This window comes from Larkinella sp. C7, from assembly GCF_006149005.1.
Lineage (GTDB): Bacteria > Bacteroidota > Bacteroidia > Cytophagales > Spirosomataceae > Larkinella.
Genome location: NZ_VBSL01000001.1, coordinates 967757 through 988930, shown reverse-complemented (window position 1 = coordinate 988930; position 21174 = coordinate 967757). Strand labels below are relative to the sequence as shown.

Annotated in this window: 16 protein-coding genes; 6 read left to right on the top strand and 10 right to left on the bottom strand. The window is 52.7% G+C overall.

Annotated features, from left to right (window positions below; genetic code table 11):
• Positions 1-144: 144 nt before the first annotated feature.
• The 3 genes from FH871_RS03950 to cysM form a co-directional block, all read right to left on the bottom strand.
• On the bottom strand, positions 145-2664 hold the full coding sequence (locus FH871_RS03950) for a DNA translocase FtsK (RefSeq protein ID WP_138990000.1): 2520 nt from the start codon (positions 2662-2664) through the stop codon (positions 145-147).
• Entirely contained in the window at positions 2648-3724 is a 1077-nt protein-coding gene (locus FH871_RS03945; RefSeq protein WP_138989999.1) for a quinone-dependent dihydroorotate dehydrogenase, read from the bottom strand. Before FH871_RS03945 ends, FH871_RS03950 begins: the two co-directional genes overlap by 17 nt.
• A gap of 110 nt (positions 3725-3834) precedes the next feature.
• A complete protein-coding gene (cysM, locus tag FH871_RS03940; protein WP_138989998.1) occupies positions 3835-4710 on the bottom strand; it encodes a cysteine synthase CysM in 876 nt (291 codons plus the stop codon).
• A gap of 231 nt (positions 4711-4941) precedes the next feature.
• Between cysM and FH871_RS03935 the strand changes: the two genes are divergently transcribed.
• The gene (locus tag FH871_RS03935) at positions 4942-5388 is read left to right on the top strand and encodes a LytTR family DNA-binding domain-containing protein (RefSeq protein ID WP_225309452.1); all 447 of its coding nucleotides are present in this window, start codon (positions 4942-4944) and stop codon (positions 5386-5388) included.
• A gap of 35 nt (positions 5389-5423) precedes the next feature.
• Here FH871_RS03935 and FH871_RS03930 read toward each other — a convergent pair whose 3' ends face one another.
• The 5 genes from FH871_RS03930 to FH871_RS03910 form a co-directional block, all read right to left on the bottom strand.
• A complete protein-coding gene (locus FH871_RS03930) occupies positions 5424-7130 on the bottom strand; it encodes an AMP-binding protein (RefSeq protein WP_138989997.1) in 1707 nt (568 codons plus the stop codon).
• Between the two features lie 242 nt (positions 7131-7372).
• Positions 7373-8356, bottom strand: coding sequence for an N-acetyl-gamma-glutamyl-phosphate reductase (gene argC, locus FH871_RS03925; RefSeq protein ID WP_138989996.1), 984 nt, complete (start codon positions 8354-8356; stop codon positions 7373-7375).
• Positions 8353-9603 carry a glycosyltransferase family 1 protein gene (locus FH871_RS03920; protein WP_138989995.1) on the bottom strand — a complete coding sequence of 417 codons (1251 nt, stop codon included), beginning with the start codon at positions 9601-9603 and terminating at the stop codon, positions 8353-8355. Before FH871_RS03920 ends, argC begins: the two co-directional genes overlap by 4 nt.
• A 113-nt stretch (positions 9604-9716) precedes the next feature.
• Complete coding sequence (locus FH871_RS03915) at positions 9717-10919, bottom strand: argininosuccinate synthase (RefSeq protein WP_138989994.1); 1203 nt, start codon at positions 10917-10919, stop codon at positions 9717-9719.
• 154 nt (positions 10920-11073) lie between these two features.
• Positions 11074-11781, bottom strand: coding sequence for a GNAT family N-acetyltransferase (locus tag FH871_RS03910; protein WP_138989993.1), 708 nt, complete (start codon positions 11779-11781; stop codon positions 11074-11076).
• Positions 11782-12145: 364 nt separating this feature from the next.
• Between FH871_RS03910 and aat the strand changes: the two genes are divergently transcribed.
• The 5 genes from aat (at position 12146) to tnpA (ending at position 16813) form a co-directional block, all read left to right on the top strand.
• Positions 12146-12772 (top strand): leucyl/phenylalanyl-tRNA--protein transferase, encoded by a 627-nt coding sequence (gene aat, locus FH871_RS03905; RefSeq protein ID WP_138989992.1) that lies wholly within the window; start codon positions 12146-12148, stop codon positions 12770-12772.
• Positions 12773-12916: 144 nt separating this feature from the next.
• Positions 12917-13945: a glutamate 5-kinase gene (proB, locus tag FH871_RS03900; RefSeq protein WP_138989991.1), complete on the top strand. Its 1029-nt coding sequence runs from the start codon at positions 12917-12919 to the stop codon at positions 13943-13945.
• A 14-nt stretch (positions 13946-13959) separates the two neighbouring features.
• Positions 13960-15210, top strand: a complete 1251-nt coding sequence (locus FH871_RS03895) for a glutamate-5-semialdehyde dehydrogenase (RefSeq protein WP_138989990.1) — start codon at positions 13960-13962, stop codon at positions 15208-15210.
• Between the two features lie 123 nt (positions 15211-15333).
• A complete protein-coding gene (locus FH871_RS03890; RefSeq protein WP_138989989.1) occupies positions 15334-16311 on the top strand; it encodes a sterol desaturase family protein in 978 nt (325 codons plus the stop codon).
• A 37-nt stretch (positions 16312-16348) separates the two neighbouring features.
• Positions 16349-16813 (top strand): IS200/IS605 family transposase, encoded by a 465-nt coding sequence (tnpA, locus tag FH871_RS03885; RefSeq protein ID WP_138989988.1) that lies wholly within the window; start codon positions 16349-16351, stop codon positions 16811-16813.
• 143 nt (positions 16814-16956) lie between these two features.
• Here the strand turns inward: tnpA and uvrA are convergent, their stop codons facing one another.
• On the bottom strand, positions 16957-19854 hold the full coding sequence (gene uvrA, locus FH871_RS03880) for an excinuclease ABC subunit UvrA (RefSeq protein WP_138989987.1): 2898 nt from the start codon (positions 19852-19854) through the stop codon (positions 16957-16959).
• A gap of 78 nt (positions 19855-19932) precedes the next feature.
• Complete coding sequence (locus tag FH871_RS03875) at positions 19933-21000, bottom strand: ferredoxin--NADP reductase (protein WP_138989986.1); 1068 nt, start codon at positions 20998-21000, stop codon at positions 19933-19935.
• Between the last annotated feature and the right edge of the window lie 174 nt (positions 21001-21174).

Genomic DNA, 21174 nt, shown 5'->3' with positions numbered 1-21174 from the left:
TTGCTGACCGTTTTGTAGGTAGACAAGATTTATGGGAAAAAGTTTAATAAATAGGAGAAGGACCCAATCGAAAAGCGGAGAAGCCAACCGAAAGAAATGACCTCGTCATGATCTTTTTATTGGCTTCTCCGCCTGTACGACTTCCTAATTCATATTTTTCAGGACTTCCTCCAGCGTATGGATGTCCTGAATCAGCACCTCGCGGGCTTTGCTGCCTTCAAAGGCCCCCACAATACCGGCGGCTTCCAACTGATCGATGAGCCGACCGGCCCGGTTGTAGCCCAACTTTAACCGGCGTTGAATGAGTGACGTACTGCCCTGCTGGTGGTTGACCACGAGACGGGCCGCTTCGTCGAACATCGGATCGCGGTTTTCGAGGTCAATTTCTTTCTCTTCGCTGCTTCCCGATTCATCACCGGCAAATTCGGGCAGGTTATACGCCGAATCATACCCGCGCTGGCTACCCACAAATTCGCAGATGTCTTCAATTTCGTTGGTGTCGACAAAGGGACATTGCAGCCGGACAATATCGGAGTTGGACGAGAACAGCATGTCACCCATGCCGACCAGTTGCTCGGCACCGCCCGTATCCAGAATGGTCCGGGAGTCGATTTTTGAGGTCACCTTGAACGACAGACGCGCCGGGAAGTTGGCTTTGATCAAACCCGTAATGACGTTCACGGAGGGCCGTTGGGTGGCCACCACCAGGTGAATCCCGATGGCCCGCGCCAACTGCGCCAGCCGGGCAATGGGCTGCTCGACTTCCTTGCCTGCCGTCATCATCAGGTCGGCCAACTCGTCGATCACCAGCACGATATAAGGCAGAAATTTATGCCCCTTTTCCGGGTTCAACCGGCGCTGGATAAACTTGGCATTGTATTCTTTCAGGTTCCGGCACTGCGCGTCTTTGAGCAGGTTATACCGGTTGTCCATCTCGATACAAAGCGAGTTGAGCGTATTGACCACCTTTTTCGTATCGGTAATAATCGGCTCGTCGCTGTCGGGCAACTGGGCCAGAAAATGCCGTTCGAGTTTGTTGAACAGCGTCAATTCCACCTTTTTCGGATCGACCAGAATGAGTTTGAGCTGCGAGGGGTGTTTCTTGTAAATCAGCGACGTCAGCAATACATTCAACCCGACGGATTTCCCCTGTCCCGTGGCACCGGCCATGAGCAGGTGGGGCATTTTGGCCAGATCAGCCACGTAAATCTCGTTGGAAATGGTTTTGCCCATCACCACCGGCAGCTCAAAATTGCTTTTGGTAAATTTCTCGGTGGTCATTACGGACCGCATCGCCACCATTTCCCGGTTTTTGTTCGGCACCTCGATCCCGATGGTGCCTTGGCCGGGCATCGGCGCAATGATCCGAATGCCGAGTGCCGCCAAACTCAGGGCAATGTCATCTTCCAGGCTCTTGATCTTCGAAATCCGTACCCCGGCTGCCGGAATAATCTCGTACAGCGTGACGGTTGGCCCGATGGTTGCCTTGATGCTATCGATCGTGATGCCGTAATTCTGGAGGGTATCCACAATCCGGTCTTTGTTGGCTTCCAGTTCTTCCGCCGAAACCTGGGCCTTTTTATTTTCCGGATATTCGGTCAGTAAGTCGATGGTCGGAAACTGATACCGGGGCAGATCGAGCGTCGGGTCATAGAGACCGTGCAGTTTCAACGCATCCTCGTCCACCTCGTCCGTTGGTCCGGCAAACACTTCTGCAACGGGTTGGGGCGAATCAGAAGCCGGTTCGATTGGCGTGGTATCGGCAATGGTAAACGTAAGCGGTTTTTTAGCGGGTGGCCCCGATCCATTGACCTTTTCGGGTTTCAGATCAGTCGTGTGCCCATTCAGGGGCTCGGGTTCCGCCGGGACTTCGGCAGCCGGGACTGGCTTTGGCGCGGGCACCGGTTTTGGAACGCCGTTCGATGCCGGTTTGACGTCGATAAAATCCTTTACATCATCTTCGTCCTCTTCTTCCGGATCATCGTCCTCGCTATCATAAGCTGATTTGGAGGCCGGAACCGGTCTTTGGGGCAACGAGATCGACGGCAATTTGGTAATTCCGTAGAAAAAAACGAGAAAGACGAACAACGCGAACCCGATGATGGCAAGACCGCCCCAGCCAATGAGGTTATAGAGCCAGACGTTCACTTCGTAGCCAATGCCGCCACACCAGACGCTGCCCTGCCCGACGGAGTCGGTGGCCAGAACGATGTAACCGGCCAGCGCACTGATCCAGGTCATGTAAAACAGCACGGCTTTGGTCGTGCGACTCAACGGCAACAGTTCGAAATTGAAAGCCAGCTTACACCCGGCTAAAAACAGGATGATGGGAATGCCGAGGGCGGCAATTCCGAACCAGCGGAAAATGAACACGTGGGCGATGTAGGCCCCCAGAATTCCCAGAAAATTCCGCATTTCGGTGCCCGATTCCCGCAGGGGGGCGTCCGTCACTTTGCTCAGCACGCTCTGGTCGGCCTGACCGGTGAGCAAGTATGAGCAGAAGGCTACGGTTAGCCCGATAGCCAGCAGCATCAGCAACCCGCCAAAGGCTAATTGCGACCGGCGGTCGGCTTGCCAGGCCGGCCATTTCATCGAAACCGACGATGGCCGCGGTTTCGGCCGCTCGTTCCGAACGGAGTTTTGTCGGTTAATGGGTTGACTCATTTTTTTGTAAACTGCTATAATCTACCTCTTCTGCCAATACTTTGCAAATCTCTTTCGCCAATGTAGGGCCTTCATAGATGAACCCCGTGTACACCTGCACCAAACTGGCCCCAGCCCGCAGTTTTTCGAGCGCGTCTTCCGCCGTTGCAATACCGCCTACCCCAATAACCGGGAACGCATGACCCGATTGTTGACAAAGATAACGAATCACTTCCGTCGAACGTTGTTTTAACGGCGCTCCGCTGACGCCACCCATGCCTATTTTTTCAACGGTCTGGGCATCGGTTTGTAAACCGTCGCGGCTGATGGTCGTGTTGGTCGCAATAATACCGGCAATGCGGGTGGTGGTAACAATTTCGATAATATCATCCAACTGACTGTCGGTCAGGTCGGGGGCAATTTTGAGTAGAATGGGTTTTGCAACCGGTTTCCGGCGGTTTTCGTCCTGCAGGCGCTGTAACAGGGCCATGAGCGGTTCTTTTTCCTGCAAGGCCCGCAGCCCCGGTGTGTTGGGCGAACTGACATTGACGACGAAATAATCGACGGTATCGAATAAGTCGTGAAAGCAGGCCAGGTAATCATCCAGCGCGTTTTCGTTCGGCGTCGTTTTATTCTTGCCGATGTTTCCGCCGATGATCAGTTGCCGGCCCGAGCGCCGTTTGCGCAGTCGTTTGGCAGCCGCTTTGGCACCTTCGTTGTTGAATCCCATGCGGTTGATGAGCCCTTGGTCGGCTTTCAGACGAAAAAGTCGGGGGCGGTCGTTGCCGGCCTGGGGGCGGGGCGTTACGGTCCCGATTTCAATAAAGCCAAAACCCAGACAGGCGAGTTCGTCCACCCATTCCGCATTTTTATCGAAACCGGCGGCCAGGCCGACGGGATTGGTGAACTGAATACCGAAAACTTCCCGTTTCAGGCGCGGATCGTCGACGGTAAACAACTGACGGGCCAGCCAGCGAAAACCGGGAATGGCCAGCGATATTTTCAGGAAAGAAGTAACAAAATGGTGAATTTGTTCAGCATCAAAACGAAAGAGGAGGGGCAGGACGACGCGCTTGTACATAACACAAATGTACAGAACTGTCGGGATGTGGTGCAAGCCACCAGATGGATAATTAACTGCCGGAAAAATTAATTTCCCGGCAGCCATTCCCCGGCCGTTGCGTTGTTCGGTTAACTGCCAAACAGATCGGACGACAAATACCGGTCGCCCCGGTCGCAGATGATGCAGACCACGACACCTTCTTCCAGTTCTTCAATCAGCTTAAGGGCGGCAAAAACGGCCCCTCCGCTGCTCATCCCGGCAAAGATTCCCTCTTCGCGGGCCAACCGGCGGGTCATCCGGGTGGCGTCGTCCTGCGACATTTCAATGACGCGATCGACGCGGCTGGGTTCAAAAATTTTGGGCAGGTATTCCTCAGGCCATTTCCGGATTCCCGGGATCTGTGACCCTTCGGAAGGCTGGCAGCCGATCACCTGAACCGCCGGGTTCTGTTCCTTCAGATACCGGGACGTTCCCATGATGGTGCCGGTGGTCCCCATGGCTGAAACAAAATGAGTAATTTTACTCTGAGTATCTTTCCAGATTTCGGGGCCTGTGGTGCGGTAATGGGCTAAGTAGTTGTCAGGATTGGCAAATTGATTGAGGAGAAAATAATTGCCTTTTGTGGCCTGTTCTTCGGCATAATCGCGGGCGCTTTCCATCGTTTCCAGCAGGGTCACTTTTGCTCCGAATGCCTGCATGGTCAGAATCCGTTCGCGAGTCGAGTTCTGGGGCAAAACCAGTTCAATCTCAACGTTGTAAAGCCGGGCAATCATGGCCAGTGCAATGCCGGTGTTCCCGCTCGTGGCTTCGATCAATTTCATACCCGGTTTAAGATCACCACGATCGATGGCTCCCTTGATCATGCTGTAGGCCGGACGATCCTTCACGCTGCCGCCCGGATTGTGTCCTTCCATCTTTCCGTACAGCTTAACGCCTGGATGTGAGTGAATACGGTTTAATTCAACCAATGGGGTGTTCCCAACAAAATCTAATAAAGTAGCCATGAAGAGTGTACGAAGAATGAAAGCCTATCTGAATCAAACACGATGGCGGTTTTCAAAGTTGCAAACCGTCCAAATGTTACTAAAAATGGCGTTGTAATGCAGTAAAACGGCATTAGACTAAAGAAGTTGAAAATATTTTTGCTGTTCGAGGGTAAAATGTTGAAAAAACATTGCGTTTATCAAATAATATGAGCCATTTTTGTAGAAGATCAATATACAACGGCTACGTATATGAAATTACAAATCCATTCCACCCCCAGAAATAGTTACTCCGAGTACCAGTTGCAAGCCGTCACCCGCCATCTGAATCTGTCAGACATCGTCCTGCCTTTCTGGGGCCAGCGCCGGAAAATTCCGGCGTACCGAATTACCTGGCTCGAAGGGCAGGGCAACTACACGGTGGTGCATTTTAGCGACGGTTCCGAGATGATCGTGTCGCTGACGCTGAAAAAACTGGAAGGCCGTCTGCCGACGGAAATCTTTGTGAGACCCCACAAAAAAAGCATCATCAACCTGCTGTATCTACAGGAAATCCGCCCGGGGAAAAGCACAACCATCTGTCTGACAAATGGGTGCGAAATTGAAGTTTCGCGTCGGAAAACTACGCATTTTATGCGGCTGGTGGTTGCCTTTCAGCAGGAATTCCTTCCGCTTACGACGCAGTATGCCGTGGCCTGAGGCACAAAAAAAGCGGTTTTTCAACCGCTTGTCTTTTACTTTTTCGGGAGTTTAGCAAGTTCCTCGTCGCGCAGTGGCCGTCGGAGAATCTTGCCGACATTGCTTTTCGGTAACTCGGTCCGAAACTCAATGTGGCGCGGTCGTTTATAGTTGGTCAGTTGGTCTTTGCTGTACTTGAGAATGTCTTCGGCCGTGAGGTTGGGGTCTTTTTTGACCACAAAAATTTTGACGGCTTCCGTCGATTTATCGTCAGGTACACCGATGCAGGCCACTTCCAGTACGCCCGGACACTGGGCAATCACATCCTCGATTTCATTGGGGTATACGTTGAAGCCCGAAACCAGAATCATGTCTTTCTTGCGGTCGACAATCCGGAAAAAACCGTCTTCGTCCATCACCCCGATGTCGCCGGTTTTGAACCAGTCTCCCTCCATCACTTTGGCGGTTTCGTCGGGGCGGTTGTAGTAGCCCGGAAAAACCTGCGGTCCTTTCGCCCACACTTCACCCGGCATCCCCATCGGCGCTTCGGTGCCGTCTTCCTGCACGATTTTCAGCTCCGTACTCGGCAGCGGCAGACCGATCGTTCCCAGCCGGGCCGTGCCGTCGCAGGGGTTTGACGAAAGAATCGGCGAGGTTTCCGACAAACCGTATCCTTCCGAAATCACATTCCCGCTCAGGTTTTTCCAGCGTTCGGCCACCGCCGTTTGCAGCGCCATGCCGCCCGCCGACGAAATCTGGAGGTGGCTGAAATCGACCTCATTGATCCGGGGGTGATTGACCAACCCGTTGTAGAGCGTGTTCAATCCGACAAACATGTTGAATTTGTATTTCTTCATCTCGTCGATAAACGCATTCATGTCGCGCGGGTTGGTGATAAGCACATTCAGGCAACCGCTCTTGAGCGCCAGCATGGCGTTGACGGTGAGGGCATAAATGTGATAGAGGGGCAGGGGCGTAATGATCACGCACTGGTCCGTCTTCATGCGGTCGATCTGCATCCAGTAACAACCGGCTTCTGTGTTGGCAATGATGTTGCGGTGCGTCAAAATGGCCCCTTTCGAAACCCCCGTGGTGCCACCCGTATACTGAACAAAGGCCATGTCGGTGTTCGCAACCTGAACTTTCTGCAACGGCTGACGGCTCCCCCGGCTCAGCGCATCAGCCAGCGAAACCGCCTGAGGCAGATGGTAGGGCGGAATCAGTTTTTTGACGTATTTCACGACAGCATTGACAATCAGCTTCTTCGGAAAGCCGAGCAAATCACCTACATTGGTAATGATGACGTGTTTGATGTCCGTTTGGTCGATGATTTTCTCCAGATTTGCGGCAAAATTGGCGAGAATGATAATGGCCTTCGCGCCCGAATCCTTGAATTGGTGCTGCATTTCCCGGGGCGTATACAGCGGGTTTGTGTTGACAACCACCAGACCGGCCCGGAGAATGCCGAAGATAGCCACCGGATATTGCAACAGGTTCGGCATTTGAATGGCAACGCGGTCGCCTTTTTGCAGTTTCAGGTTGTTTTGCAGGTAAGAAGCAAAGTGTCCCGAAAGCGTATAAATTTCCCGGAACGTCAGTTGCTTATCCATGTTCGCGTAAGCCGGTAGACTGGCAAACCGCTGGCATCCTTCATCGATCAGGTCGATCAGGGATGAATAGGCATCGGGATTTATATCGGCAGGAATACCCTCCGGATAATGCTTTAGCCAGGGGTACGGTTTCGCCGTGAACGGTTTTTCCATGGGATTAGAATGTTTTTTGTAAAAATAAGACAAAACTTCAAACCACCTACGTACCCACGGACTTTCGTCCGCGTTTAAATGAAGATCAACGACGATCAGGTTTCTTTGTTGCGTCGGCTACGTATGAATACAAAGATACGGGCTTCGAAACCGCCGGCCAGCGGGAGTCGATAACTGGCGGTGTAGAGCCAATAACTCACAAAAAAGGGTCGGATTTTGTGTGATCCGGCCCCCTGAGAAAGTTAAAACGCAACGGCTTTCAGTCGCAGTCCCGTATCTTCCGGCAACCCGAACAGGAGATTCATATTTTGAACGGCGTGGCCCGATGCGCCTTTGGTCAGGTTATCGATTACGCTGCTAATGAGCAACTGACCGTCGTGTTTTTCCAGGTGAATCAGGCATTTGTTGGTATTGACAACCTGCTTCACATCCACCGGCGTGTTGCTGAGGTGCGTAAACGGATGGCCGTGATAATAATGGTCGAAAAGCTGACGGGCTTCGTCGAGGCTCCCGGCAAAGGGCGTATAGACGTTGGCCATAATACCGCGGGTGAAGTCGCCCCGGTACGGAACAAAGTGGATCGGTTGATCGAAACCGGGTTGCAACGCATTCAGACTCTGGCGAATTTCCGTCAGGTGCTGGTGCGTAAAGGCTTTGTAAATCGAAACGTTGTTGTTCCGCCAGGTGAAATGGGTGGTTGGGCTTAACGATTGCCCCGCGCCGGTGGAGCCGGTAATGGCACTCACCTGAACGGCCTCCGTGAGCAGTCCGGCCTGCGCCAGAGGCAGCAAAGCGAGTTGAATGCTGGTGGCAAAACAGCCGGGGTTGGCAATTTTGGTTGCGGATTGGATGCGTTCGCGTTGCAATTCGGGCAAACCGTATACAAAGCCGTTCGACTGATCGCGGAAATCGGTACTCAAATCAATTACTTTCAGCGTTTCCGGGATCGGATTTTCCGCCAGAAACTTCGCGGATTCGCCGTGGCCGGAGCACAGAAAAATCACAGAGAGGTCGGCTTGGTTGACCAGGTCGCGGGTGTCGTCTCCGGAAAAGGTCAAATCGGTGTCGCCCAGTAAATCCGTGTGGGTATTGTAAACCGGTTTTCCTGCCTGGCTTTTGCTGTGGACAAAGGCCATTTCGGCGTTGGGGTGGTTGATGAGAATACGCAGCAACTCGCCACCCGTGTAGCCCGCTCCGCCGATAATCCCGATACGTAGTTTAGTCATAATGTCTGATAGAGCCTGATGTGCTCACTGGTGAAACGTTCCCACGAGAACAATTGTGCCCGCCGGAGCGCTTGGGTTGCTAATTCGTTGCGTAAATCTGTCGACCGAACGACCGTCAGCATGGCCTGGGCGAGGGCGTCGGCGTCGGTAGGTGACACCTGAATGGCCGCATCGCCAACCACTTCGGGCAACGACGATACGTTTGAGGTAATCACCGGTAAACCGCATTGCATGGCTTCTAAGGGCGGTAAGCCAAAGCCTTCGAACAACGATGGATACACGAAGGCCAGCGCGCCGGAATAAATAGCGGCCAGGTCTTCGTCAGGCACAAAGCCGGTGAAAATCAGCCGCGACCGAATGCTTTCATTCTTCGCGATTTCGCTCAAAACCTGATCCATTTTCCAGCCTTTTGTACCGACCAATACCAGTTTCACTGCCGTCGGCAACTCCCTGCTTTCGGCTAGTTGGACAAAACAGCGGATGAGGTGATCGAGGTTTTTGCGCGGTTCGAGCGTCGCCAGACTAAGCAGATACGGTTCGTGGCCCAAGCCGAAGCGTTGTTGCGTGGCTTTGATTCGTGCGGCATCGGTTACCGGGTAAAACAAGGCCGGTGAAGCCGCCAGATGAATGGCGGTTACGCGGGCTGGATCAAAACCGGTAAACTGGCAAAAATCTACTTTCGTCGCTTCGGAAACGGTAATGACGTGCGCGTCTTTGGGCAGGTTCTGGATTGCCTCTTTGACGGCCCGCTCGCCCGCCGGAAACCATTCGGGGTGGTGAATGGGAATCAAATCATGCACCGTTAGCACCTTGCGAACGTGCGGCATTCGTCCAATGTCGTCCGGAATGGCAAAAAATGGCGAATGATAAATGGCTCCGTTCGGCAGCAGTTCCGCCGAAAACCGGGCCTGTTCGCCTTTCAACGCTTTTCGGGACCGGTAGAAAATCTGCCGAATCACCTTCGACGGCAGGCTTTGGGGCGCAAACGGACCAAGCAGGGTATTTTCCAGCTTCGCCCAGCGCTGTTCGGCCGGGCGGTTGATCAAGGGCGGAGCCTGTGTTCCGAAGGTTTCCCGCGCATACCGCAACGTTTCGGCCTGGTTGGTTGGTGCGGCCAGTGAAAGCTGCACCTGCTCCGAGGCAAGCAGTCCCTTCACCAATTGCTCGGCTACGCGACTCACACCCGTTTTGGCCTGACGGTGGTAAAAGCCAATACCCGGAAGGCTGGCGTCGATGATTACGTTCAATCGCTTTGAATGATGAACGATGAATGATGAACGATGAATGATGATTGTAAAAGCATCCGATGGATTACCCTGGGATCTTTACATTCATCATTTATCGTTCATCATTCATCATTTTAAGAATTGCTTTCCTTCACTTTCCCATAAATCATCAACTGATTCGACATGACTTTCGAGAAGCCGCGGACATCCTCGCCGGTCCAGGCGTTGTTCATTTCGCCGTAGCTGCCGAACGCGGACGACATCAGGTCGAACGGCGATTCGATGCCCAGCACCTGGAACCGATAGGGGGCCAGCAAAACGTGAACTTTGCCCGTGACGTGGGTTTGGGTGTCGGTCAGGAAGGTCTCAATGTTCCGCATGACGGGGTCCAGAAACTGGCCTTCGTGCAGCATCGTGCCGTACCAGTTCGCCAGTTGGTCTTTCCAGTATTGCTGCCATTTGGTCAAGACGTGCTTTTCGATGGCATGATGCGCTTTCAGGATAATCAGCGGAGCCGGGGCTTCAAAACCGACCCGGCCTTTGATGCCGATGATGGTATCGCCGACGTGAATATCGCGGCCAATGCCAAACGGTCCGGCCAGCGCCGTCAGTTGCTGAATGGCCTGAACGGGATCTCCGACCGGTTCTGCACCGATGCCTTTCAGTTCACCCGCTTCAAAATGCAGCGTGATTTGCTCCGGTTCGGTTTTGGTCACCTGCGTTGGCCAGGCCGATTCGGGCAGAAAACCGTTGGAAGTCAGCGTTTCGCGACCGCCCACCGACGTTCCCCACAAGCCTTTGTTGATGGAATAGGCGGCTTTGTGCCATTCCTGCTCCACGCCCTTGGCTTTCAGGTAGTCGATTTCCGCTTCGCGCGACAGCCGCAGGTCACGGATGGGCGTAATGATTTCGGCTTCGGGGGCAATAATCCGGAATGCCATGTCGAACCGTACCTGATCGTTGCCTGCGCCGGTGCTGCCGTGCGCAATGGCATTGGCACCAATGGATTTAGCGTATTCGGCAACGGCGATGGCCTGAAAAATCCGCTCGGCACTGACGCTCAGGGGGTAGGTGTTGTTTTTTAGTACGTTACCATACACCAGATATTTTAAACATTGCTGGTAGTAATCGTCGGTTTTGGCGATGGCAGTGTGGTGCTTCACGCCCAGCGAATAGGCCCGGTCTTCGATGGTTTTCAAATCGGCCTCCGAAAAACCGCCGGTATCGACCAGCACGGAGTAGATTTCGTACCCCAGATCTTCGGATAAGTATTTAACACAAAACGAGGTGTCGAGACCTCCGCTAAACGCAAGAACTACTTTTTTCTGTTGAGACATCACGGTGAACTGTGGGACGTATGGAATAAAAAGGGCTGATCTGACCGGATTGGGGACAGCTCAGATTGTATGTAAGACACAAAACTAAAAAATCCCTTCCAGCCGACCGCCGAAAGGGACTTAAAATCACTTGAATACCTTTACAATGACTTTATTATCCGACGGTTTCCAACTCACGTTCGGGTTTCCTTGTCCGGGGACGATCCTGAAAACGCATCAGAATGCGTTGCTTGATGCGCATCCAGCGTTCATACAGCTTCGATTCCTTCAGGAAATTCCACTTTTCGGTTTTCTCTTCCGTCTTTTTGTGCTGCTCAGGATCATACAACATGCCCGTGCAGAGGCAGTGTTTCCGGTTGGTCCGGGTCAGAATATCGTAATTGACACAGCTCGAACAGCCTTTCCAGAACGCATCATCTGCCGGTAATTCGCTGAACGTCACAGGTTCGTAGCCCAGATCCGAATTGATCTTCATCACCGCCAGGCTGGTCGTCAAGCCGATGATTTTGGCGTCGGGATATTTCTTGCGCGAAAGCTTGAAGGCTTCGTTTTTGATGCGGGTGGCAATGCCGCTCTTCCGAAAAGAAGAATGGACGATCAGGCCCGAGTTGGCGACGAACTTGCCGTGCTGCCAGGTTTCGATGTAACAAAAACCCACCCATTCGCCGGTTTTCGTTGTCGCCACAATCGCCTTGCCTTCCAGCATTTTCTCCATCAGGTACAAAGGCGAGCGTTTGGCAATGCCCGTCCCCCGTGCCTTGGCGCTCTCCTCCATTTCTTTGCAGATTGCTTCGGCCAGTTGAAGGTGGTTTTCATCGGCCACCTGAACTACATACGTATCGTTGTTTACTTCTGAAATCATCGTCGTTTGATCGAATGAATGCACCCTTGTCCGGCGAATAACCGGTTGGATCGTGTGATCAAAAAAGTTTGTTGATAAATGAAAATGAGAAAGGGCTGAACCGCAGGAGCGGATGCTCACCGCATAGGCAAGCAATTAGGTCGGGTCCTTTCGGACCTGAACCGAAATGGCGTTGTGTGGTAGAATGTCGGTAGATAGACGCGTGTTGCCATTTTTATGTTTGCCAAAAAGCGGGACAATGATAAAGGAATTGTTCCGCTTGTGCAATAAAATAACGATAATTTTGAAGAAACGTTCAGTAATCGTGCCATTTTTTACAAACCATTATTTTTATATATTTGTTGGAGAACCTTAGCGAATCTCCATGTATCGTCTGTCTTCTGATGACCTGATTTATGGCTACATCAATGGAATCTTTCCGATGGCCGACACGGACAATACGCTGTATTGGTACTCCCCCGACCCCCGTGCCATCATTCCTTTGGACACGTATCAACCCGCTAAATCGCTGCGGCCTGTCCTGAACAAAAAGGTTTTCGAGATTCGTATTAATGCTGATTTTGAGCAAGTTATGCGAAAGTGTGCATTGCCACGTTCGGAGAATGACGGCACCTGGATTTCCGAAGAAATTATCGAAGCCTATATGGATTTACACCAGATGGGAATGGCCCACAGCGTGGAAACGTATATCGATAACTGTCTGGTCGGCGGACTCTACGGCGTTGCGCTGGGAGCAGTTTTTTTTGGTGAGTCGATGTTTTATCAGGTGCCCAATGCCTCAAAAGTAGCGTTCCATTACCTGATTGAAATCTTGAGAAAACAACAATTTGAGCTGCTGGACACTCAATTTATCAACGATAATGTCCGGCGGTTTGGTGCCATTGAAATTCCACGACCGGAATACATGAAGCGGTTGAAGCAAACGCTGCAAAAAAAAGCCAATTTTACGGAGCCGGTTCTGGCGCATCTTTTCAAAAATCAGCCGGATTAATAGCGTCTTTCGTTCCCCCACGGTTTTCTGCCCCCGATTTCGGCCGATTCGCGCGGTCTGGCGGAATCTTTCGTATTTTTGCCCCTTCTTTCACTTCATCGCCTGTAACATCAGTTTAGTTTAGTCTCTTAATCCAGTTCAAGCGTGTCAGTCTTAGTCATTAAATTCGGTACGGCATCGATTACCCAGCCGGACGGTTCGCTCCATGAAGCCGTGATTGCCGATATTGCCCGGCAGGTGGCCGAATTGCGTCAGTCGTATCACATCGTGCTGGTGTCGTCCGGCGCGGTGGGTGCCGGAAAAGGGCTGATCGAAGGCTATCGGGGTGAAATGGCCCAGCGGAAAGCCGCTGCTGCCGTCGGGAATCTGCTGTTGCTCAATGTGTATAACCGCTATTTTTCCGAATATAACATTCCCATCGCCCAAACCCTCTGTGAACGCCATCATTTTGCCGACCGCCAGCAGTTTCTCCAGCTCAAGGAAACCGTGCAGGAATTGTGGAAAAACGGCATTATTCCCATTGCGAATGAAAACGATGTGGTCAGCGACCGGGAACTGAAGTTTTCGGACAACGACGAACTCGCCACGCTCATGGCTGTGGGTTTTGGGGCTTCGACACTCATGCTGTGTACCTCGGTTGGCGGTTTGCTGGACGAAGACAATCACATCATTCCCAAGGTCGATCGGGTCGATGAATCCGTTTTCGGGATTGTTCGGGATGAAAAATCGGCCCTGGGCCTGGGCGGAATGGCGTCTAAACTGACCTTTGCCAAACTGGCGACCCGCATGGGCATTCGGGTCACGATTTTTGGTCTGAAACAACCCGACGGCATTTTGCGGGCGTTGCGGGGCGAAACCGGCACGACGTTTAAACCGCAGGTGAGCACGCCCTCGGCGCGGCAACGCTGGCTCGGCAGTGGCAGCCTGACGGCCGGAATTCTGCGGGTCGATGCCGGCGCGGTGGCGGCTTTGGGTCGGCGGAACAGTTTGCTGGCCGTCGGTGTTCGGACGGTAGAAGGTGAATTCGCGGCTGGCGAAGTCGTAGAAATTTGTGACGAAGCGGGCAACACCGTGGCCGTAGCCCGTGCCCGCCTGTCGTCGGCGGACTTACTGCCACAATTGAACCAGCAAAATGTGGAGGTGGCAAATGCCAATGATATTGTACTTTTGTGAAAATACCGGATTGTATGAATACAGTAACTCCTTTGCTTCAGGAAACGAAGTTTGCTTCGGCTGCGGTTCGGCGCCTGTCCGACGAGCAGAAAACCGCCTTGCTCAACCGGCTGGCGGACGTGGTTTTTGAAAACAAAGAAACCATTCTGGCTGAGAACCAGAAAGATCTGGACGCCATGCCGGATTCTGATCCGAAGAAAGACCGGTTGTTGCTGAACGAAAAGCGCATCTGCGATCTGGCGGAAAGCCTGCGCGTGGTGGCGGTGCTGCCCGATCCGAGCGGAAAGGTTTTACTGGAAAAGACGATAGAACAGGGGCTTCAGCTCCGGAAGCTGGCGGTTCCACTGGGCGTGGTGGGCGTTATTTACGAATCGCGGCCCAACGTGACGCTGGATGTGGCTTCGCTCTGCCTGCGGTCGGGAAATGCCTGTGTACTGAAAGGCGGGAAGGAAGCGCATCATTCCAACCTGGCCATTGTGGGGCTGATTCACCAGGTACTGACGGAGTTTGGCGTGCCGGAAGCTGCCGTTTCGCTGATGCCTCCTGACCGGGCGGTGGTGAACGAATTGCTGACGGCTACGCGGTACGTCGATATTATAATTCCGCGTGGGTCTGATTCGCTGATTCAGTATGTCCGGCAAAATTCGCTCGTGCCCACCATCGAAACCGGTGCGGGCGTTTGTCATACCTATGTTGAACAGACGGCTGATCTGGCAAAAGCGCGCGATATGGTCGTGAATGCCAAGGTGTCGCGCCCGTCGGTTTGCAACTCGCTGGATTGCGTGCTGGTCGATCAGGCTGTTGCCGGGACATTTTTGCCGATGCTGGTGGCGGATTTTATGAAATGGAACGTGGAGGTTTTTGCGGATGAGGAAGCTTATCGTATTTTAGCATCAGCCGGTTATCCCCAGCTTCACCCGGCTCAACTGAGCGATTTTGGCCGGGAGTTTCTGGATTATAAATGCGCCATTAAAGTGGTTGACGGTTTGGAAGCGGCTCTGTCGCACATTCAAACCTATTCGTCGCGCCATTCCGAAGCGATTGTGTCCCGCGATCCGGCGGCTATCGACCGGTTTCTGAATGAAGTGGACGCGGCAGCCGTGTATGCCAATGCGTCGACTCGTTTCACCGACGGCGGGGTATTTGGTCTGGGAGCCGAAATCGGGATTTCGACGCAGAAACTACACGCCCGGGGGCCGTTCGCTCTTGAAAAACTGGTGACGGAAAAATGGGTGGTGGTTGGCGATGGACAGGTACGCTGGTAGGAGAAAACCGCCTTTTTTAGTTCGAAATGAGGAAGTTCATTTTTAATGAATTTCTAATCAAAGTACAATTACAAATGTAGTTCAATGCCGTAACTTGCGACGTATTCGTCGTAACACTGAAGAATGATTGGATTTCGGGAGTCTTTGCTATTCATGCTCTCCACACCGTTGTATGTGCTCATTATCGGCGCGGAGATGGTGTTGAGCTATTTCCAGCATCGGCCTTATTATTCCATCAAAGGCGTCCTTCAGAATTGTTACCTAACCCTGCTCAATATGGGCCTCGATTTGCTGGTTCGGGGTTTCTATGTCGGCGTTCTGGTTTGGGTTTACCAGTATCGCATTACGGAAATTACGACGCCCTGGCTGTATTGGCTGACGCTCCTGATTCTGGAAGATTTTGCCTTCTACTGGCTACACCGCGTCGATCATTTCTGCCGCCTGTTCTGGGCCATCCACGTCACGCACCATTCTTCGGAGGAATTCAACCTCACCGTTGGCTTTCGGTCTTCCGTGCTGCAACCGCTCTACCGGTTCGTCTATTTTGTCCCGATTGCGTTGCTGGGGTTTCGGGCCGAGGACATTGTGTTTATGTATTCCGCAACGCAGATTTACGGCATTATCGTTCATACTCAGTATGTTGGCCGTCTCGGTTTTCTGGAATGGTTTCTGGTTACGCCGTCACACCACCGGGTTCACCACGCGTCCAATGTTCGCTACCTGGATCGGAACATGGGCATGATGTTCATTGTTTGGGATCGCCTGTTTGGCACCTTTGCCGAAGAAGCCCCGGAAGACCCCGTTCGCTACGGGCTCACGACCAACCTCACCGACCACTCACCGGGAAATCTGGTTTTTCACGAGTGGAAGAAGTTGATTTCAGACCTTCGTATACCGGGGCCGTTCGGTCAGAAGATCCGATACCTGCTGGCTCCTCCCGGCTGGAGCCACGATGGGCGGAGTCAGACCGCTGACGAGATGCGTCAGGAACTTGGCATCGGAACGGAGTCGGAAATGGAACTACAGATCGTTGGTGAGTTGCCAGAGCGGCCGGGTGTTGGGAATCACACGTCGGTTTCTGCCGAATCGCCAATGAAGTGACAAAATAGATTGGTTGTCGTCTACCTCTATTTCCGCGATGTCACATTCCAAAACCAAAATCTGGATTCACGCCGTTTTCTCGACTAAAAACCGCCAGCCGCTCATTCGGAAAACCGTCCGGGATTTCTTATACCGCCATATCCGTCAGGAATTAACCGAGGCCGACTGTATCGTCGACAGCATCAACGGCATCGAAGACCATGTTCACATCCTGTTTCTGTTACAACCGCAACTAGCGGTTTCGGCTGTTATGAAGCAGATCAAGGGCAGCAGTTCCCATCACATCAACGGGCTGAATATTATTCCGGACAAATTTGCCTGGCAAACGGGGTATGGTGCTTTTTCGGTGAGTGAATCCCAGGTTGAACGGGTCCGACAATACATTGCCAATCAGGAACAGCATCACCAGAAAATGACATTTAGCGAAGAATACCAACGGTTTATGGAATTGAGGGAGACCGGTTTTATGGAACCCACGGTTGAAACCGTGGGCTGGTGTTAACATGTCGGTTTGGGAGCCAAAACCCAATGCAACGGTGTCGACCGATTCAAAATAACATTCCAATGTAGATAACGATATTTGTACCAGCCCACGGTTTCAACCGTGGGTCCACGAATCGGTTTCTCTCAATTCCAAAAACCGTTTTAACGGTTTGAAAACGCGGTCAACTCCGCAGCCAGAAACTTCCCGGTATAGCTCCCTTTCGTTTTGGCGACTTTCTCCGGCGTTCCCTCGGCGATGATGTAACCGCCCTTGTTGCCCCCTTCCGGCCCCAAATCGATGACGTGGTCGGAGACTTTAATCACATCCAGATTGTGTTCAATGATCAAAACCGTATTGCCTTTGTCGGCCAGCTTGTTCAGCACGTCGAGCAGATGGGAAATGTCCTGAAAATGAAGGCCGGTGGTGGGCTCGTCGAGGATGTACATGGTTTTGCCAGTGTCCTTCTTCGAGAGTTCTTCCGCCAGTTTCACCCGTTGTGCTTCCCCACCCGAGAGCGTCGTGGCGTGTTGGCCGAGGGTGATGTAGCCCAATCCGACATCGTTCAACGTTTGTACTTTTCGCAGGATCTTCGGCTGGCTGGCAAAGAACTCCAACGACTGCTCAACCGTCATGTCCAGCACGTCGGCGATGGATTTGCCCTTGAATCGTACCTCCAGTGTTTCGCGGTTGAAGCGTTTGCCCTTGCAGGTTTCGCACATGACGTGGACATCCGGCAAAAACTCCATTTCGATTTTCTTCATCCCCGCGCCCTCGCATTCCTCACACCGACCGCCTTTGACGTTGAACGAAAACCGCCCCGGTTTATACCCCCGGATTTTCGCTTCGGGCAGTTCGGCAAACAGGCTTCGGATGTCGGAAAACATGCCGGTATACGTCGCCGGATTCGAACGGGGCGTCCGGCCAATCGGCGACTGGTCCACCTCGATTACCTTGTCCAACTGATCCAGTCCTTCGACCGATTTGAACGGCAGAGCCTCGCGTTTTGACTTGTAAAAATGCTTGTTCAACACCGGAAACAGCGTCTCGTGAATCAGCGACGACTTTCCGCTCCCCGACACACCCGTAATGCAAACCATCTGACCCAAAGGCAGTTTGAGGGTTACGTTCTTCAGGTTATGTCCCGTGGCGCCCTTGATTACCAATTGATTCCCATTGCCTTTTCGGCGTTCCTTCGGGACTTCAATTGCCCGGCGACCGCTCAGGTAAGCCGCCGTCGTGCTGCCGTTTTTCAGGAATTGCTCCGGCGTTCCGGCACCAACGACCTGACCACCGTGCCGACCGGCTCCCGGACCAATGTCCAGAATGTAGTCCGACTCCAGCATCATGTCCTTGTCGTGTTCCACCACCAAAACCGTATTGCCCAGATCGCGCAGGTTTTTCAGCGAGTCGATCAGTTTGACGTTATCGCGCTGGTGCAAACCGATGCTGGGTTCGTCCATAATATACAGAACACCAACCAATTGAGTGCCAATCTGTGTGGCCAGTCGGATGCGTTGGGCTTCGCCACCGGAGAGCGTGCGCAGCGGCCGGTCGAGCATCAGGTAATCCAACCCGATGTCCAGCAAAAAGCCGATCCGTTTGCGGATTTCTTTCAGAATCTCTTTGGCAATCACATTCTGGCGGTTGGACAGGCGGCTTTCCACATCCGTCATCCAGACGGCCAGTTCCGAAATGTCCATCCGGGCCAGTTCGGAGATGTTTTTGGTGTCCAGCCGAAAGTACAGCGATTCTTTTTTCAAGCGCGCACCCTCGCATTCCGGGCAGGTTTTGATTACCGTAAAATCCTTCAGCCATTCCTGAATTTTATCGGAACGTCCCGCCGAATCAGCACTTTCCTGCTGGCGTTTCAGGAAGGTAATGACTCCCTCAAACTTGAAATTGTAATAGTCCTGGCCCGGATTTTTTTTCGACGGCATGGTCGATTCATCTTCCGTTCCGTAGAGCAGGGCATGCAGCAAATCTGCCGGGTATTTTTCGACCGGTGTCGTCAGGCTGAGTTTGTATTTTTTCAGGATCACTTCAATCTCCCTGAAAAACCAGAGTTCGCGGTATTCGCCCAGGGGAGCAATGGCGCCCCGGCTGATGCTGAGCGATTTATTCGGAATCACCGATTCTTCCGTAATTTCTTCAATAATCCCCAATCCGTTGCAAACCGGGCAGGCTCCATAGGGCGAATTGAACGAAAACGTATTGGGCGACGGCTCGTCGTAGCTGATGCCCGATTCCGGGTCCATCAGGTTTTGTGAAAAATACGTCAGGTGATTTTTCTCATCCAGAATCTGCATGGCTCCTTTGCCCTGTTTCAAAGCCGTTTGCACCGACTGGCTGAGCCGGTAGCGGTCTTCCGGTTTCGGAACAATCCGATCAATCACAATTTCGACATCGTGAACTTTATACCGGTCGAGCTGCATCTTCGGAACAATGTCCTGCACCTCCCCATCGACGCGCACTTTGGCATAGCCCAACTTGGCAATCTGCACGAACAGTTCGCGGTAGTGCCCTTTCCGGCCCCGGACGATGGGGGCCAGCAGGGTCAGCTTTTTATTGGCATAATGCGTCAGAATGGTGTCGATGATCTGATCCTGTGACTGGCGCTCCATTTTCCGCCCCGTGACATACGAAAAGGCTTCACCGGCACGGGCATACAGCAGCCGTAGAAAGTCGTAGATTTCGGTGGTTGTGCCGACGGTAGAACGGGGGTTTTTCGAGGTCGTTTTCTGCTCGATGGAAATAACCGGGCTCAATCCGTTGATTTTATCGACGTCGGGTCGCTCCATATTACCAAGAAACGAGCGGGCGTAGGCGGAGAAACTCTCCATGTACCGGCGCTGTCCCTCGGCATAGATGGTATCGAAGGCCAGCGACGATTTGCCGCTGCCGCTGATACCGGTTACCACCACCAGTTTGTTGCGGGGGATGGTAACATCAATGTTTTTCAGGTTGTGTTCGCGGGCACCCAATACCTCAATCTGTTCGTAGCCCGTTAGGTCAATGTCTGTAAGCCCGGTGTTTGGGGCGGAAGCGTTGTTTTCTGTCACGTTGTGATAGCCTTATTCTTAAATCTAACAGAAATTTCAGGGATGAAGTTTCTAACCGGTAAAAGTAAAAGGAGTGGGCTAGGTCTCCAGCACCAGTCCTTCCGACGCCGGATAACCCGTGCAGGTCAGCACCCAGCCGTTGGCCAGGTCGCGTTCCGTCAGCACATCGTTGATGGTCATGTGAACTTCTCCCGCTTTCAATCGGGCTGCACAACTCGAACACCGTCCGCCTTTGCAGCTATACGGCAACGGAATGCCATGATCCAGAGCCGCTTGCAATATGGATTTGTAAGCCGGTACGTCGATGTCGTATTCCGTTCCGCGATACCGCAGCAGGATGCGGTGATCGCGTGCCAGTTCGGGCGGTGGCGTTCTGGTAACGGGTTCGATTACAAAATTTTCTTTCTTGATGTGATCGAGCCGAATGCCCGCATAGACCAGCGTAAACTGCACCATCCGCATGAACGCAAACGGCCCGCAAACGTACCAATGCGCCTTGTCGCGCTGAAAACGCACCAACTCGGGCAGCATGGTTTCCAGCAGCCAGTTGTTCAGGCGACCCCGCCGGATGTTACCCGCTTTCCGCCAATCGTCCGACGGCTGGCTGAGCAGGTGTATCAACTGAAACCGGTCGGGGTGCTGTTTCCGCAACGCTTCCAGTTGGGTGTAGAAAATAATATGCTGTTCGCTGGTGTTGCAATACAGCAGCGTAATGTGGCTTTGCGGTTCATCACGCAGGGCCTGTTTCAAAATACCGTACAGGGGCGAAATACCGCTTCCGGCCCCAATCAGTACAATATCCCGCTGCTGATCAGGGTTGGTTTCCAGTGTAAACCGGCCCGTTGGCGGCAAACTGCTGAGCGTATCGCCGACCCGCAGGTGATCAAGCAGATACCGGGAGATTTCGCCGTTTTCTACCCGTTTGATCGTCAGGCTCAACGGTTCTGCCGGATCACCACCGGGTGTCGAACTCAATGAATACGACCGCCGGACTTCGTGGCCGAGGTGGTGAAAGAGAAGCGTCAGAAACTGCCCCGCCCGATACGGAACAGGTTGCCCGTCGGTGGGTTGTAAAAGAAGCGTTTTCGTGTCGGGCGTTTCCGGAATTATTTCGGATACCTGAAGATGAATCAATTCCTCGTTCATGCGAGCGTGTTAACTTTGTACCAGGGTCTGCAAACTTTCCGTTATAGTTAGCGAACTTTGCATTTCGGAAACGGTTATCGTTTTTACCTTTAAGGTCACTTTTAGAAAATGGTGTGACCATGCAAAGTTCGTCAACCCAATCGGAAAGAACACCAAGTTTTGAAGCTGAACCAC